General features: G+C 63.3%; 13 protein-coding genes. 2 read left to right on the top strand and 11 right to left on the bottom strand.

Annotated features, from left to right (window positions below; translation table 11 throughout):
- Positions 1 to 50 precede the first annotated feature (50 nt).
- Both XH88_RS16805 and XH88_RS16800 read right to left on the bottom strand, forming a co-directional pair.
- Positions 51 to 1,763, bottom strand: coding sequence for a sulfatase-like hydrolase/transferase (locus XH88_RS16805; protein ID WP_271669404.1), 1,713 nt, complete (start codon positions 1,761 to 1,763; stop codon positions 51 to 53).
- 195 nt (positions 1,764 to 1,958) lie between these two features.
- Positions 1,959 to 2,528: a TetR/AcrR family transcriptional regulator gene (locus XH88_RS16800; protein WP_271669403.1), complete on the bottom strand. Its 570-nt coding sequence runs from the start codon at positions 2,526 to 2,528 to the stop codon at positions 1,959 to 1,961.
- Between the two features lie 191 nt (positions 2,529 to 2,719).
- On the opposite strand from XH88_RS16800, the gene XH88_RS16795 reads away from it, so the two are divergent.
- A complete protein-coding gene (locus tag XH88_RS16795; protein WP_271669402.1) occupies positions 2,720 to 3,340 on the top strand; it encodes a hypothetical protein in 621 nt (206 codons plus the stop codon).
- 471 nt (positions 3,341 to 3,811) lie between these two features.
- Here XH88_RS16795 and ilvC read toward each other — a convergent pair whose 3' ends face one another.
- The 7 genes from ilvC to miaA all read right to left on the bottom strand — a co-directional run bounded on the left by ilvC (position 3,812) and on the right by miaA (position 10,809).
- The gene (ilvC, locus tag XH88_RS16790; protein WP_014493068.1) at positions 3,812 to 4,831 is read right to left on the bottom strand and encodes a ketol-acid reductoisomerase; all 1,020 of its coding nucleotides are present in this window, start codon (positions 4,829 to 4,831) and stop codon (positions 3,812 to 3,814) included.
- A 132-nt stretch (positions 4,832 to 4,963) separates the two neighbouring features.
- A complete protein-coding gene (locus XH88_RS16785; protein WP_271669401.1) occupies positions 4,964 to 5,566 on the bottom strand; it encodes a LysE family translocator in 603 nt (200 codons plus the stop codon).
- A 7-nt stretch (positions 5,567 to 5,573) separates the two neighbouring features.
- The gene (locus tag XH88_RS16780; RefSeq protein ID WP_271669400.1) at positions 5,574 to 6,449 is read right to left on the bottom strand and encodes an EamA family transporter; all 876 of its coding nucleotides are present in this window, start codon (positions 6,447 to 6,449) and stop codon (positions 5,574 to 5,576) included.
- 46 nt (positions 6,450 to 6,495) lie between these two features.
- Positions 6,496 to 7,191 carry a class I SAM-dependent methyltransferase gene (locus tag XH88_RS16775; RefSeq protein ID WP_271669399.1) on the bottom strand — a complete coding sequence of 232 codons (696 nt, stop codon included), beginning with the start codon at positions 7,189 to 7,191 and terminating at the stop codon, positions 6,496 to 6,498.
- Between the two features lie 3 nt (positions 7,192 to 7,194).
- Positions 7,195 to 7,737: an acetolactate synthase small subunit gene (ilvN, locus tag XH88_RS16770; RefSeq protein WP_271669398.1), complete on the bottom strand. Its 543-nt coding sequence runs from the start codon at positions 7,735 to 7,737 to the stop codon at positions 7,195 to 7,197.
- 25 nt (positions 7,738 to 7,762) lie between these two features.
- Positions 7,763 to 9,538, bottom strand: coding sequence for an acetolactate synthase 3 large subunit (locus tag XH88_RS16765; protein ID WP_271669397.1), 1,776 nt, complete (start codon positions 9,536 to 9,538; stop codon positions 7,763 to 7,765).
- Between the two features lie 329 nt (positions 9,539 to 9,867).
- On the bottom strand, positions 9,868 to 10,809 hold the full coding sequence (miaA, locus tag XH88_RS16760; RefSeq protein WP_271669396.1) for a tRNA (adenosine(37)-N6)-dimethylallyltransferase MiaA: 942 nt from the start codon (positions 10,807 to 10,809) through the stop codon (positions 9,868 to 9,870).
- Between the two features lie 11 nt (positions 10,810 to 10,820).
- Between miaA and serB the strand changes: the two genes are divergently transcribed.
- Complete coding sequence (gene serB / locus XH88_RS16755) at positions 10,821 to 11,726, top strand: phosphoserine phosphatase SerB (RefSeq protein ID WP_271669395.1); 906 nt, start codon at positions 10,821 to 10,823, stop codon at positions 11,724 to 11,726.
- Between the two features lie 140 nt (positions 11,727 to 11,866).
- Here the strand turns inward: serB and XH88_RS16750 are convergent, their stop codons facing one another.
- Both XH88_RS16750 and XH88_RS16745 read right to left on the bottom strand, forming a co-directional pair.
- A complete protein-coding gene (locus tag XH88_RS16750; RefSeq protein ID WP_271669394.1) occupies positions 11,867 to 13,372 on the bottom strand; it encodes a Do family serine endopeptidase in 1,506 nt (501 codons plus the stop codon).
- A 144-nt stretch (positions 13,373 to 13,516) separates the two neighbouring features.
- Positions 13,517 to 13,723, bottom strand: coding sequence for a DUF2065 domain-containing protein (locus XH88_RS16745; protein ID WP_271669393.1), 207 nt, complete (start codon positions 13,721 to 13,723; stop codon positions 13,517 to 13,519).
- Between the last annotated feature and the right edge of the window lie 70 nt (positions 13,724 to 13,793).

Raw genomic sequence — 13,793 nt, 5'->3', positions numbered from 1 at the left:
GGGGTTCACGCCGGAAAGATTAATATATCGTAACACGACAAGCAGGATCGCTAGAGGCCGTGAATCATCCCTGCATTGATCAGCAGCCGGTTCAGCCGCCGCGCCTCCGCACCGCCCCTGCAGCCGTAGAAGATACCCTTGCAGCGGAGCATGATCTTCTTCTGCTCGGCAAAGGACGGATCGAGCGGAATGCCGGCGGCCTCCTGGATCACCAGCGGCAGATAGGCACCGTCGATCGTGTCCATCACGGCGTCGCTTTTCACAGGCTCGAAATTGACGGCATCGATTGCATAATACGTCGCGTAGAGGCGCGGGTCGTAAGCATCCAGCTTCCTGCCGATCGCGCCTTCGTCGAGGCCGGGCTCGAGGATAGCAGGAGCGAATTCGGGCTGATGATCGCCGTAGCGCACGATCAGGAAGGGCTCGCCCGGAAAAGTCTTCTTCAAGCCTGCGATGAAGCCCTTGTATTGCTCAGCGCTCATCGCCTGCCGGCGCAGATATTCGTCGATGGACGGCACGTTGCCCGGCGCGCGCCAGTTCGGCATCAGATCGGGGCGGAAGCGCGTCTCCCAGGGGAAATGATTGGCGCCGAGGTAGATGAAGGTGAACAGCGGCTTGTTCGGCGCCCGCTCGCCCATCAACCGCAACGCTCTTTCATAGAAGAAACTGTCGGGCTCGACGTCCCTGGCGCCGAGATCATGAGCGTCGAGAAAACGCTCGATGCCGGTCGTGATCTGGAAGCTGCGCGCACCCATGAATCCGCCATAGGCAGGATAGAGCGACATCGTTTCGTAGCCGCAGCGGCGCAACGCCAGCGGCAGACCGCGCTCGACGCGGCCCGACGCGATGCGTGTCACGAAATAGGCGAAGCGACCGAACGAACGCGAGGAGAGACCGGCCAGCACGTTGTATTCGGTGAACCAGCTCGGCCCGCCATTGCTCTCGGCCAGGAACGTGCGCTCCTTGCCGTCCCAGGACTTGAAGTGGCTGCCGTAACCCGGCGGCACCTTGATGCCCTGCGCGGCGCGGATATCGAAGCTCGATTCATCATGGATCATGACGATGTTCGGCCGGCGGCCGGCAGGATGGCAGGCATCGATCAGTGGCAGGTTGAGCCGCTCGTCGGTCGAAACAGCCGACTCCATGAAGCCGTATTGCACGAAATCGGACACCGCGGTGACGCCGGAGCGGAAGAATTTCGAGAGGTAGCCGTCGTCGTAATAGCCGCGCCAAGCCTCGTCCGGATGGTAGAGCGAATAGAAGACCAGCGCGGCGAGGCAGGCGAGCTTGCAGGTGAGCGCCGGCAGGCGGCGGATGCGAAATGGATCGAGCCACCACAGCGCATACATCAGCGGCAGCGTGAGCAGACCCGCCCCGATCACCGACCAGCGCAAGTTCGGGAAGATCGTGAACAGGAACGCGACCGTATCCCGGTCGATCATCATCAGGTCGATGAAGTTGACCGTCATCTGCGCAACGTCGTGCTTGAGCCGCGACAGCAGCACCAGCACCACGACCATGGTCAGCGACAGCGCCCCCGACAGGGCGGGCCGGCCCAACAGCGCGATCCAGAAGAAGTTGAGAATTCCCCAGGCGAGCAGGAAGGAAAGGCGCGAGGCGAAATCGGTCTCGGTCTCGTACATCAGCGATAGCGCTGCGACGTGCGGCGCGGCCACCGCAAGCAGCCGCCAGATGCCGAGCGCGGCGACGTTCGCCAGAACGGCGGTGGTGGCGGAAGGACCTGGATTGGGCGCGGACGCCATCGAGGACACGCTGAACACGTTCCGGCACGATGATGCCAAGCCGTCTGGCCGGCCTCAAGACGGCCAGGGCGTCCGGCGCAGCCGGCTGCACCGTGTCACAAATCTGTAATGGAACGATCGCGCGCAGGCAACGCGATCCGGCGTCCGACCTTCGCTTAATGTTAGCGGGCGGCGAAGAGCCTTTTTCGGACAACGCTAGGGCTTCGAGATCCCGCTGATGAACAGGTCGATCACACCTTCCGCCATCTGTTCAACTTCGGCCTCCTCCACGCCCCAACGCGGGAAATGGCCGTCGAGGTTCATCCGGGCGAAACCGTAGATCAGGGCGCGACCAGCGATCAGGACGCGCCTTAGATCCGTCGACCGCAGCAGGCCCTGAGCGGCCGCCTCAGCGAGCCTCCCTTCGGTCAGCGCGACCAGCTCGGCGTTGTCGCGCGTCAGCTCGGCCGAACTGCCGTGGGCGAAATAGCGCCCCGTCGAGATGATCTCGAAATGCGCGGGGTTGCGCATGGCCCATCGCACATAGGCGAGGCCGAAGGCGCGGAAGCGTGCCAGGGCGTCGGTGGGCGAAGCATCTGCCAGCGCGGTTTCGATCTCGACCCGAAAGCGCCGCTGCGCCTCCTCGGCCACGGCAGCCATCAAGGCGTCGCGGCTGGGAAAATGTCGGAATGGGGCTCCCGGCGACACCGCAGCCCGGCGCGCGGCCTCGCGCACTGAGACCTCTGCACCTTCGGCAGCCAGCTGCAACGCAGCATCGATCAGCACGCGACGAAGGTCGCCGTGATGATACGGCCGGGCTTCGGATGTCTGGCGAGCGCGAGGTTTGGATGTCTGACGGGGAGACATGGCGCCTTCTAGCATCACTCCAACGTGAATGTAAGCAGCGATTACACCATTGACGACCACGCCACATCTCAATGTAATCGTTGATTACATAACTAATAAAGGAGACCACCATGCCGCAACGTCAAAGCTGGCTTGAGGGATGGCGGCTGCTCGCCGCCCTCACGCTGAGTCTGATCGCCTTAAGCCTCTGGATCGCATCGATGCGGGGGTTTGAGGTTGATGGCATTCGCATGGTGATCCGCTTCACGGCGCGTAGCTCGTTCCTGCTGTTTTGCCTGACCTTCAGTGCAGCGGCGCTGGCGCGGCTGTGGCCCAATGCCTGGACGCGCTGGCAGCGCCGCAACCGACGCTATCTGGGCATGAGCTTTGCCGCCTCCCACACCATCCACGCGATCGCGATTGTCGTCTTCGCCAACATGGACCCGGAGGGCTTTGCGCAGGCGACCTCACGGGCCTCCTACGTCTTCGGCGGCATCGGCTATGCCGTGATCATCGCCATGAGTGCGACCTCGCTCGACCGCACGGCCGCGCTGATCGGCCCGCGCGCCTGGCGCGCGCTGCACCTCGTGGGTGGTTATTATCTCTGGTTCCAGTTCATGGTGTCATTCGGCAAGCGCGTACCGCACATGCCGGCCTATGCGGCATTCCTGCTTCCGCTGCTTGCGACGATGGCGCTGCGGCTGATCGCAATGGCTCGCCACCCGCGCGGGCAAGCCATCGCGGCGAGCTAAGCAGGGCTCGCAAGAAGGCGCATCGAGTGTCTGTTCTTAAGATGAAGCAGTGCGCGAGCGTCGCAAATGGCGATTGACGATGCCTTGAGAGTACGGATGAAGAGCCGAATCCTAGACTCTGAACGCACTGCGCTTTTGGGCGATCACGGTCTTTGAAAAAATCTGGAAATCGAGGCGAAGACAAGAATGTGGTTTAAGCGTCAGTTCTTGGCTCTCTAGGAGCACTTCAACGCGCGAAGAATTTGAATGAAGCAGCAATGCTTCGCGCGAGATGAAAGGAGCGAGCTCGCTGTGTGCGATCTCGCCCAGATGTAGCCGCGAAGATTTAAGAATTGGTTTTGGCGAGCGGAGCTCTTTGTTTTCGCTCTTGCCCCCGACAAGCGCAGCGCAGAGCCGGGACCAAGGCGGCAATGGCCCCGGATCAGCAGCGCACCGCTTGAGCGCTGCGCTGCATCCGGGGCACGCAAGCCGTCAGTTCTTCGACTTGTCGACCAGCGCGCCCTTCTTGATCCAGGGCATCATGTCGCGCAGCTTCGCGCCGACTTCCTCGATCGGGTGTGCAGCGAGCTTGGCGCGGGTCGCCTTGAACGAGGTCTGGTTGACCTTGTTCTCGAGCATCCAGTCGCGGGCGAACTTGCCGCCCTGGATGTCGGCGAGAACGCGCTTCATCTCGGCCTTGGTCTCCGCAGTGACGATGCGCGGACCGGTGACGTACTCGCCGTACTCCGCGGTGTTGGAGATCGAGTAGTTCATGTTGGCGATGCCGCCTTCATAGATCAGGTCGACGATCAGCTTCACTTCGTGCAGGCACTCGAAATAAGCCATTTCCGGTGCGTAGCCGGCTTCCACCAGGGTCTCGTAGCCGCCCTTGATCAGCTCGACCAAGCCGCCACAGAGCACGACCTGCTCGCCGAACAGGTCGGTCTCGCATTCTTCCTTGAAGGTGGTCTCGATGATGCCGGCGCGGCCACCGCCGACGGCCGAGGCGTAGGACAGGCCGAGGTCGTGGGCGTTACCCGAGACGTCCTTGGCGATCGCGATCAGGCAGGGCACGCCGCCGCCGCGCTGATATTCCGAACGCACGGTGTGGCCGGGGCCCTTCGGCGCGATCATCAGCACGTCGAGGTCGGCGCGCGGGTCGAGCAGGTTGAAGTGGACGTTGAGGCCGTGTGCGAACACGAGAGCGGCGCCCTTCTTCATGTTGTCGTGCAGGTGCTCGCGATAGATGTCGCCCTGGAGCTCGTCCGGGGTCAGCATCATGACGAGGTCGGCCCATTTGGCAGCTTCGGCGACTTCCATCACCTTGAAGCCGGCGGCTTCCGCCTTCTTGACCGAGCCCGAGTCCTTGCGCAGCGCAATCGCCACTTCCTTGACGCCGGAGTCCTTCAGGTTGAGCGCATGGGCGTGGCCCTGGCTGCCATAGCCGACGATGGCGACCTTCTTCCCCTTGATCAGGTTCAGGTCGGCGTCGCGATCGTAATAAACACGCATAGTCGTTTCCTCGTTGAGGGCCAAAATCGGCCGATGGTCAGTGTCCGAAGGGTGGAATTTGCGGATTTCGGGGGCTGTCTAGAGCATTTTCAGCCCTGAGGGAAACCCGTTTCTGCATGGAAATCCGCGACATCATGCATCCATGAAAACGGGGTAAAGGGAGGCGAGCAGCAGGAGCGCCATCAGGATATTGAAGGCGCGAACCAGCCGCTCCGAGGTCAGCACCGGTCGTAGTGCAGTGCCGAAGAAAGCCCAGACCACGGTCGAGGCGGTGCCGACCACTAGGCTGATCAGGGTCTGAATCGCGATGTTCAGGGGAAACTGGGCGATCGCCGCATAGGCTGTGATGGTGCCGATCACGATCACCCAGCCCTTGGCGTTGATCCACTGGAACATCGCCGCGCCCCAGAACGTCATTGGGCCGCGGCCATCCTCATCGCCCGGCTTGGCCGGGCCTGAAAAGGCGATCACGACGGCAAGATAAATCAAATAGGCGGCGCCGGCATATTTGAGGATGGTCTGGAGGATCGGATAGGCCAGAAAGATGGTGCCGAGCCCGAGGCCGACAGTCGCGACCATGAAAGCAAAGCCGAGGACGATACCGACGATGTGCGGAATGGTGCGGCGGAAGCCGTAAGTCAGTCCTGAGGACAACAGCATGATGTTGTTCGGCCCAGGCGTGAAATACATCACCACCATGAAAGCGAGGAAGGCATAGAAGAGCGAGTAGGCCATAGTCACCTCACGCGGTCTTTGGCAGGACTTGCGGGCGCTTCGCCAGCACCATCACCGCGATGCCGCCGATCACGGTCAGCATGCCGGCGAGGCGCAATGGCCCGAACCGCTCACCAAACACGACGCTGGAGGCGGCGGAGCCAACGAACGGCACCAGCAGCGCGAACGGCACCACCTGAGCCGCCGGATAGTCGCGCAAGAGGCGGCCCCACAGCCAATAAGCGATGCTGGTAGAAATGCCGCCGAGCATCAGCATGCAGAGCGCTGATCTCAGCGACATGTGCGTCAGCGACGTCCAGGTCGGCGCCGGCCCGTTGGCGATCAGCGCCAGCACGAACAACGGCACGGCCGCGGCGAGGCACAGCCAGGCAAACAGGTTGAACATCGGCACGCCGCGGGCGCCGCGGAGCAGCAGATTGCCGACGGCAAAGCTGACCGGCGAGATCATCAGCACGGCGAAAGCGCCAACGCTGAAATCATAGCCGACGGTGCCGCAGATCATCAGCAGCCCGACTGCTGCGATGACGATGCCCACCGTCTGCGCCGGCGTCGAACGCTCGCCGAAGGCGACCGCGGCAAAACCGACGGTGAACAGCGCCTGGCTCTGTACAACGACCGAGGTCAGGCCTACCGGCACGCCATGGGCAATGCCGTAGGCCTGCGACAGGAATTGCCCAAGAAACAGCGTGAAGCTGATCGCGACCAGAAGCGACCAGGCGATCTTCGGCTTGGGAATGAGCAGGCAAGGTAGCGCGGCAATCGAAAAGCGCATTGCCGTCATCAGTTCCGGCGAAAACTCGTCGAGCGCGATCCGGCTCGCCACAAAGGCACCCCCCCAGATGATCGCTACCATGAGGGCGATAAGGATGTCGGCCGGCTTCATTGTTCCCGGTTCTGCCCTGTCGTGCAGCCCTGCTTGTTCTTCTCGTCTAGCCTTGCTCGCCGGCTTTCGGTTTGCGGAGGAGATAGGTGGCGTGCATCGGCGCGTGATAATCGGCGGAGACCAGCGTGAAGCCGACATCGGTCAGCATCCGCTCCATCACCCAGCCGAAGGTGGAATATTCGTCGCGCATATGCGTCACCACGCCCCCGCGTGAAAAATCGTGATTTTTGATCTGGTAGTCGGCCCATTGCTCGATGTCGCGCTCGATCGCATCGGGCATCGACGCATAGACGATGTCGCGCAGGTAGAAGCTCGCACCGGGCTTCAGCGCACGAAATATCCGCGACATCGCCACCACTTTCCAAAAGTCCGGCAGATGATGCAGCGTGAACTCGCTGACGATCAAATCGTAGGATTCGGGCCGGTAGGCAAAGCTGAGCAGGCCGGCGGATTGGGTGCGCACGGGCGCCTTGCGGTCGCGCGCATAGATCTCGGCGAGCGCCAGCATCGCCGGCGAGATGTCGATGGCATCCACCTCGGCACCCATCAACGCGGCTTCGGTGGCGAGCACGCCGTTGCCGCAGCCGATATCGGCGATGCGCCAACCGCGCTGGACTCCGAGCATCCTCAGTGCGGCGCGCGCCCGCAGATCGGCATCGTCGTGGGCGTCGTAGATCGACGCCACCGCGGGCTCGATGCCCATTCGGTTCCGCTCGTTATAGTACCAGTCGCGCGCCAGCATGGCTCACATCCCTTCAGGCCCGCGACCGATCGCGGCAACGCCGGTGCGCGACACCTCGACAAGGCCGAGCGGGCGCATCAGGTCGATAAACTGATTGATCTTGTCGGTATTGCCTGTGAGCTCGAACACGAAACTCTCGGTGGTGGCGTCGATCACGCGGGCACGAAAAGCATCCGCCAGCCGCAGCGCCTCTACCCTATGCTCGCCCTGCCCGCGCACCTTCACCATCGCCAGTTCGCGCTCGATCGAGCGTCGGGTCTGCGTCATGTCGACGACCTGGTAGACCGGAACCATGCGGTCGAGCTGATGCTTGATCTGCGCGATTACCATCGGCGTGCCCGTGGTGACGATGGTGATGCGCGACAGATGCTTCTGCGCCTCGGTCTCCGACACCGTGAGACTCTCGATGTTGTAGCCGCGGCCGGAGAACAGGCCGATGACCCGTGCGAGCACGCCCGGCTCGTTCTGCACGAGCACGGCAAGCGTGTGCGTCTCGTTGGGATCGTGGCGTTCTTCGATGAAGTACGCGGATGCGGGCTGGTTCATTGTCGTCCCCTCAAATCTATCGCAATCACACCAGCGCCTTGCCGCCAGCGAATGCTCTTGCGGTCGCCTCGTCGTTGGCCTGCTCCGGCAGCAGCATCTCGTTGTGCGCCTTGCCGGACGGAATCATCGGGAAGCAGTTTTCCAGCGCCGCGACACGGCAGTCGAATAGCACCGGGCGCTTCACCGCGATCATCTCCTTGATGGCACCATCGAGATCGGCAGGCTTGGTGACCTGGAGACCGACCGCGCCATAGGCCTCTGCAAGCTTGACGAAATCCGGCAGCGCCTCGGAGTAGGAATGCGACAGGCGGTTGCCGTGGAGCAGCTGCTGCCATTGCCGCACCATGCCCATGTACTGGTTGTTCAGGATGAAGATCTTGATCGGCAGCTCGTACTGAACCGCCGTCGACATCTCCTGGATCGTCATCTGCACCGAGGCGTCGCCCGCGATATCGATGACGAGGCTGTCAGGGTGCGCCACCTGCACGCCGACCGCGGCCGGCAGGCCGTAGCCCATTGTGCCGAGACCACCGGACGTCATCCAGCGATGCGGCTCCTCAAAGCCGTAGAACTGCGCCGCCCACATCTGGTGCTGACCGACCTCGGTCGTGATGTAGGTGTCTTTGCCGCGCGTCGCCTCGAACAGGCTCTGGATCGCGTGCTGCGGCAGGATGACGTCGTTGCTCTTCTTGTAATAGAGCGAGTTGCGCGCGCGCCACTGCGCGATCTGCTGCCACCACGCCTTGATGTCGGGCTTCTTCGCCTCCGCCTTGAACACCTGGAGGATGTCGCCGAGGATGTTGCCGCAATCGCCGATGATCGGGACGTCGACGCGGATGTTCTTGTTGATCGAGGACGGATCGATGTCGATGTGGATCTTCTTCGAACCCGGCGAGAATGCATCGACGCGGCCGGTGATGCGGTCGTCGAAGCGCGCGCCGACGCACAGCATGACATCGCAATCATGCATGGTCATGTTGGCTTCGTAAGTGCCGTGCATGCCGAGCATGCCGAGCCAGTTCTTGCCCGAGGCCGGATACGCACCGAGGCCCATCAGCGTGGAGGTGATCGGGAATCCGGTGACCTCAACCAGTTCGCGCAACAGCTTGGTCGCTTCGGGGCCGGAATTGATCACGCCACCGCCGCTGTAGATCACGGGGCGCTTGGCACTGGCGAGCAGCGACACGGCCTTGCGGATCTGGGTTGCATCGCCTTTGACGCGCGGCGCGTAGGAGCGATGCACGTCGGATTTGCGCGGCGGATGATAGGTGCCGGTTGCAAACTGCACGTCCTTGGGAACGTCGACCAACACCGGGCCCGGACGGCCCGTGGTTGCGACGTAGAAGGCCTCGTGCAGGACCTTTGCGAGATCGTTGACGTCGCGCACCAGCCAGTTGTGCTTGGTGCAGGGGCGCGTGATGCCGACGGTGTCGCATTCCTGGAACGCGTCGTTGCCGATCAGATGCGTCGGCACCTGGCCGGAGATGCAGACCAGCGGGATCGAGTCCATCAGCGCATCGGTCAACGGCGTCACCATGTTGGTCGCGCCGGGACCCGAGGTCACAAGCGCAACGCCGGGCTTGCCGGTCGATCGGGCATAGCCTTCCGCAGCATGGCCCGCGCCCTGCTCGTGGCGGACCAGGATGTGCTGGACCTCGCTCTGCTGGAAGATCTCGTCATAGATCGGAAGCACGGCGCCGCCGGGATAGCCGAAAATATCGGTCACGCCGTGATCGATGAGCGCGCGGACGATCATCGCGGCGCCGGTCATCTGGTTCGGATCGTGGCTCTTGTCGCTCATTGGCTTGCTCCGGATGCGCTGCTGTCAGCGGCTTCGTTCGTGTCGGTTTCGGGAAATAAAAAAGGCCCCGAAGAGGGACCCTGCACACCGCCTGTCATGTGGATGGCAGCTAGCCACCCCCGGCGGTGTGCCTGGGTACGACGGCGATAAGGAGTACGGTAATAATGTTGCGCACGGTAGACGCTCGGCTTCCCAAAGGTTGCGCGAAACATAACGACCAAAGCCTCGATGTCAAGGCGAAGCGGCCGCTTCCGCGCGATTTAGGCAGTGTAGCGGTGTTCCCAGGGTTCGGCGAGAGGTAAAATCGGGAACCCGGGCACAAAAGTGCGTCAGCTGGAGTGCTGCTCTGCACTCATGGCCGCTGCAAGCCATCCCCCCGCCTCTCCCGGCTTCACCCATTCGAACTCTGGCAGTTGATGCCGGAACCAGGTGAATTGCCGCTTGGCATAGTGGCGCGTATCGGCGCGGCCGATGGCGGCGGCCTCCTCCAGGCTGAGTTCACCGCGCAAATGACGGATCAGGGCCGGCACGCCATGGGCCTTCATCGCCGGCAGCAGCGGGTCGAGGCCGCGGGCAGCGAGCCGCTCGACCTCATCAAGGGCGCCGGCGCCCAGCATGGCGTCGAATCGGGCGTCGATGCGGGCATAGAGCTCGTCGCGTTCGGGGGCGAGAAACACCGCGCGAAAGCTTTCCTTCCGCAACAGCGGCGGCTGCCCCTCATGGTGCCAGTCGAGCAGCGAGCGGCCGGTCGCCTCGATCACCTCGAGCGCACGCGCGATCCGGGTGCGATCGCGCAAGTTCAGCCGCTCGGCCGCACCCGGATCGCGGCGAGCCAGTTCCGCATGCAGCGCTTCGACGCCGTTCCGCTCCAGTCGCGCGCGGACGGCTTCGCGCACCTCCGCTGGGATCGGCGGGACCGCCGAGAGGCCGGCTGTCAGGGTCTTGAAATACAGTCCGGTGCCGCCGACGAAGATCGGCAGGGGGCCTCCCGCCTTCACCTCTTCCAGCGCTTTCGCGGCATCAGCCATCCAGGCCCCCGCCGAGAAATTCACGGCAGCATCGACATGGCCATAGAGGCGGTGCGGCACGCGCGCTTCCTCATCCGGCATGGGACGCGCGGTGATGATGCGGAGGTCGCGATAGACCTGCATGGAATCGGCATTAATGACGATTCCGCCCGCGTTCAGCGCAAGCTCCAGCGCCAGCGCCGACTTGCCGCTGGCGGTCGGGCCTGCGATAAGCACGGCCTTGATCGGATACCCCTCGCTCACGAAAACCTCAAATGTCCCTCGTCGCCACGCTGATCTGCAATCCCGCCAATCCCGCGCTCGACTCTACCATCGTCGATGGCGCCCGCGCCGTGTTGCCGAAGGCGCAACCGGCACACTGGCTGTTCGACGGGGTTGCAGTCGACATTCCCTTTGGCGCCGACAGTAACCTCGAAAGCGACCGCCACGCTATCGAACAGCGGCTCCGCGAGCTTCGGGGCGACCTGCCGATCGACATCGTCGTGCAGCCTGTCGGCTTCCGGCGCAAGAAGCTTTTTCTCGCCGACATGGATTCCACCATGATTGGCCAGGAATGCATCGACGAGCTCGCCGACCTGGTCGGGATGAAGGCCCATGTGGCCGCCATCACCGAACGCGCGATGCGCGGCGAGATCGAGTTCGAGCCGGCATTGCGCGAACGCGTCGCGCTGCTGAAAGGCCTGCCCGCCAGCGTCGTCGACGAAGTGCTGGCCAAGCGCATCACGCTGACCCCGGGCGGCCGCGAATTGGTCGCGACCATGCGCGGCCACGGCGCCTATACCTGCCTGGTCTCCGGCGGCTTCACGCTGTTCACCAGCGCGGTCGCCGCCAAGATCGGTTTTCAGGAGAACCGCGCCAACGAGCTCGTCGTGCGCGACGGCAAATTCACCGGCGAGGTGAAGGAGCCGATCCTGGGGCGCGCGGCCAAGCTCGCAACGCTGGTGGATCTGATGGAATCGTTCGATCTCGACGACGTCGACTCCGTCGTCGTCGGCGACGGCGCCAATGATCTGGCGATGATCCAGGCGGCGGGGCTCGGCGTGGCGTATCACGCCAAGCCGTCGGTTGCTGCGGCAGCGGCCGCACGGATCGATCATGGAGATCTCACCGCGCTGCTGTATGCGCAGGGGTATCGGCGGGACGAGTTCGTGGAGGGGTAGCCTCCTTCTGCTGTCATCACCCGCGAAAGCGGGTGAGCCAGTATCCCAGAGGCGGCAGTGCTTGAACCGAGAGGCCGCGGCGTACTGGATGCGCCGGTCAAGCCGGCGCATGACAGTGAGTGCTGGACTGAGAATGCGACCTACTGCACGCTCAGCGCCACAAACCGAAGCTCACCGTCACCGTTCGACACCAGCAGCAGCGCGGACTTCTTGCCGTCCTTCTTGATCTGGTCGATCCGCTTCTGGACGTCGGCGCCGCTCGAGACGGCCTCCTGCGCGACTTCAACGATGACGTCACCGGCGGAGAGGCGCTTCTCGGCAGCATCCGAATTGGCGTCGACATTGGTGACGACCACGCCCTTGACGCTGTCCTTGATCTTGTAGCGCGTACGCAGATCCTTGTTCAGCACGGCGAGATCGAGGCCGAGCGCCTTCTGCGTCACCGGCTTCTCCGGCGGAGGCTCATCGGTCTTCACCGCGGCCTGCACCTTGTCCGGATCCTGCAGTCGGCCGAGCGTGACCTTCTTGGTCTGCTCCTCGCCCTTGCGGATGATGACGACGTCGACCTCCTTGCCGACCGCGGTATCGGCAACGACGCGGGACAGGTCCTTCGGATCCTTGACGTCCTTGCCGTCGAACTTGACGACCACGTCGCCAGGCTCGATGCCGGCGGGCTTGGCCGGACCCTTGTCGTCGACACCCGCCACCAGCGCGCCGCGCGCCGGCTTGACGTTGAGGCTTTCGGCGATTTCGTCGGTGACGCTCTGGATGCGCACGCCGAGCCAGCCGCGACGCAACTCGCCGAACTGGCGGAGCTGATCGACGACGCCTGCGACCGTCTTCGAGGGCACGGCGAAGCCGATGCCGATCGAGCCGCCGGAGGGCGAGATGATCAGGGTGTTGACGCCGATGACGTCCCCTTCGAGGTTGAACAGCGGGCCGCCGGAATTGCCGCGATTGATGGCGGCATCGGTCTGGATGTAGCTGTCATAAGGCCCCGAGGAGATGTCGCGGTTCTTGGCCGATACGATGCCCGCGGTCACGGTGCCGCCCAGGCTGAAGGGGTTGCCGATCGCGACCACCCAATCCCCCAAACGCAGCTTGTCGGAATCGCCGAACTTGACCGCAATCAGCGGCTTCGGCGGCTTGAACTTCAACACGGCGAGGTCAGTCTTCTTGTCGACACCGACGAGCTCGGCTTTGATCTTGGTGCCATCGTTGAGAATGACGTTGATCTCGTCGGCATCGGCGATGACGTGATTGTTGGTCACGACAATGCCTGATGTGTCGATGATGAAGCCTGACCCGAGCGAGTTGGTCTTGCGCGGCGGGCCATTGTCGCCGCCCTTGCTGCCGCCGCCGGGACCCTTGCGGTTCTTGAAGAAGTCGTCGAAGAACTCCTCGAACGGCGAGCCAGGCGGCAGTTGCGGCATGGTGTTGCTGCCGCTGCCCTTGGCCTCGACAGTCTGCGACGTCGAGATGTTGACGACCGCGTCGATCACTTTCTCGGCGACGTCGGCAATGCCCTCCGGTCCGCGTGCATGTGCCGGCGAGCCGAACACGCTGAAAGCACTGAGCGCGAGCGCGGCCAGCCCAAATCGCGCGTATTGGCGCAAACGGGTCGGGACAATGGTGGCAGCGGTCATTGTGGTCTCCAGAGAAAAGGATTCGGCGCCAAGACTGCGCTCGAAGGGGGGCACGGTGCAAGCGCGGAGCTTAACGGCCCTCAAGTCCCCGATAATACGGCGAAAACGCGTCCCCCGCCTTCACTTTGGCGTTGGGCGCCGCGCTTAAAGCGGACGTCGTATAACCCAGATCAGGATCAGGCCGGCCACGGCCGATCCGATTCCGACCGCCCGGAGGATATTGTCCGGCGTGGCAATGGCGCTCTTCATGGCCTTGCGCATCCAGGCCGGACTTGCCGCGAACATCAAGCCTTCGAGCACGAACAGGATGCCTAAGCCGATGAGGAAGTCGGCGAACGCAATGGACCTCATCGGATTGGAACCTCCCGTGGTGCTGTTCTTTGTTTGGACAAGGGCGGCCAAGGCCGCCGCCCCTGTCTAG

It is taken from the genome of Bradyrhizobium sp. CCBAU 51627 (genome assembly GCF_028128765.1).
In the GTDB taxonomy this organism is placed as follows: domain Bacteria; phylum Pseudomonadota; class Alphaproteobacteria; order Rhizobiales; family Xanthobacteraceae; genus Bradyrhizobium.
The sequence above is the reverse complement of the archived record's forward strand: the minus strand, read 5'-3'. Positions and strand labels throughout refer to the sequence as shown.